The organism is Burkholderia sp. Ac-20353, from assembly GCF_017104785.1.
Taxonomy (GTDB): domain Bacteria; phylum Pseudomonadota; class Gammaproteobacteria; order Burkholderiales; family Burkholderiaceae; genus Burkholderia.
Map to the genome: position 1 here is coordinate 1 of NZ_JAAGPL010000450.1, position 1,830 is coordinate 1,830.

At 68.5% G+C, this 1,830-nt stretch carries 2 protein-coding genes; one reads left to right on the forward strand and one right to left on the reverse strand.

The window, feature by feature from the left end:
* The coding region (locus tag G3N94_RS41165; protein WP_205799889.1) for an alpha/beta fold hydrolase at positions 1–552 on the reverse strand (552 nt) is incomplete at its 3' end.
* 349 nt (positions 553–901) lie between these two features.
* Here G3N94_RS41165 and G3N94_RS41170 point away from each other — a divergent pair.
* On the forward strand, positions 902–1,830 hold a 929-nt coding region (locus G3N94_RS41170; RefSeq protein WP_241022365.1), incomplete at its 3' end, for a GAF domain-containing protein.

The window sequence follows — 1,830 nt, forward strand, 5'->3', positions numbered from 1 at the left end:
CGCGCCGGGACGCAGGCGCCGCGCGCAGCACGACAGCAGTCGGTCCGGCTGGCTGCAGCGGGCCGCCCGGCACAGGTGCTGCCATGCGCGCGGTGCACGCGTGCGCGACGTCGTGAACAGGCGGCGGACCTCGCGCGCCGACGTCAGGAACAGGCCGCGCAGCACGACGCCGGTCACCCGCCCGGGATGCGCGCCCGCGTATGCGAGTGCGAGTGCGGCGCCCCACGATCCGCCGACCACGCCCCAGCGCGCGATGCCGAGCTGCTCGCGAACCGCTTCGAGATCGTTGATCAACTGCGCGGTGTTGTTGTGACGCGTGCCGCCGCGCGGCGACGACGCGCCCGCGCCGCGCTGGTCGACGAGCACGACGCACGTTCGCGTCAGGTCGAACAGGCGCAGGATGCCGGCCTGGCTGCCGCTGCCGGGTCCGCCGTGCAGCACGACGACCGGGTGGCCGCGCGGATCGCCGGCGACGGCAAACGCGATCGACTGCGCATCGCGATGCAGGCGCCGACGGACGGGCGGGGCGGATCGAATCGGGGCAGGCGTCATGTCGTGATGGCTCGGGCGGGATGTCGGGCAACCGTCGTTCGGGTTTGTACGCAGCCGAACGATCGCGTCGTTTGACATGAAGCAAAGCCAGAAACGCGCCAGCCGCGAAGATCGGGATTCGCACGGGTAGCCGCGCGCCCGGCAATCAAGGTATCAGGATGGCTGAGCCATCCGGTGATCCGACACGCGCGGGTAAGACCGATCGTTGTCTTGCATCCGGCTTTCAATTTGGGCGGCACATCCGGCGCAGATCCGTCCTTCTGCGCCGCGACGATCGCGTGGCCCGATGCTTGCTTGCAATGACGGCATAGAGTCCGGCAAATGACCGGAAGGATCCCCGGAGGAGACAATGCGCGATGACGTACCTCAGGCGGCCGGGTCACGGGCCACGCAGCCCGCTGGCTGGCCCGCGCCGTCGATCCAGAAAGCCCACGAGCGGTCCGAGACATTCGGCCTGCAGGTGGCGGCGCGGCCCGACTACGACGTGCTGTCGAGCGCGGCGCTCGTGCTGAAGCGCGAGCAGAACCGCGTGCTGTGCGTGCACGCGATGCCGGTGATGGAGACGCTGCACGACCAGATCGTCAATACGCAGAGCATGATCGTGCTGACCGACGCGGAAGGCCTGATCCTGCATTCGATCGGCGACGACGACTTCCTGCGCCGCGCGGAAAAGGTCGCGCTGCGCCCCGGCGCGAACTGGGCGGAGAACCGGCAGGGCACCAACGCGATCGGCACGGCGCTCGCCGAGCTGTGCCCGATGGTCGTCCACGGCGATCAGCATTTCCTGGCCGCGAACCGTTTCCTGACCTGCTCGAGCGTGCCGATCCTCGACCCGTACGGCGACGCGATCGGCGTGCTCGACGTGACGGGCGACCACCGCAGCTATCACCAGCACACGATGGCGCTCGCGAAGATGTCGGTGCAGATGATCGAGAATCATCTGTTTACGACGACCTTTCAGGAAACGCTGCAGGTGTCGTTCCACGGCCGCCCCGAGTTCCTCGGCACGCTGATGGAGGGGATTGTCGCGTTCACCGCCGACGGCCGCTTCCTGTCGGCCAACCGCAGCGCGCAGTTCCAGCTCGGGATGCCGCTCGCCGCGCTGCGCGCGCACACGCTGTCGTCGCTGTTCGACGTCACGACCGCTCAACTGATCTTGCCGAGCGCGCGGATCTCGCCGGCCTCGTTCGCGAAGTTCATCGTCTTGTACGGGTTCGCCCAGTCGCCCAGCACGCCGAGCCGCTTGAAGCCGAGCTTCTGCTTCTCGATCTGCTCGGT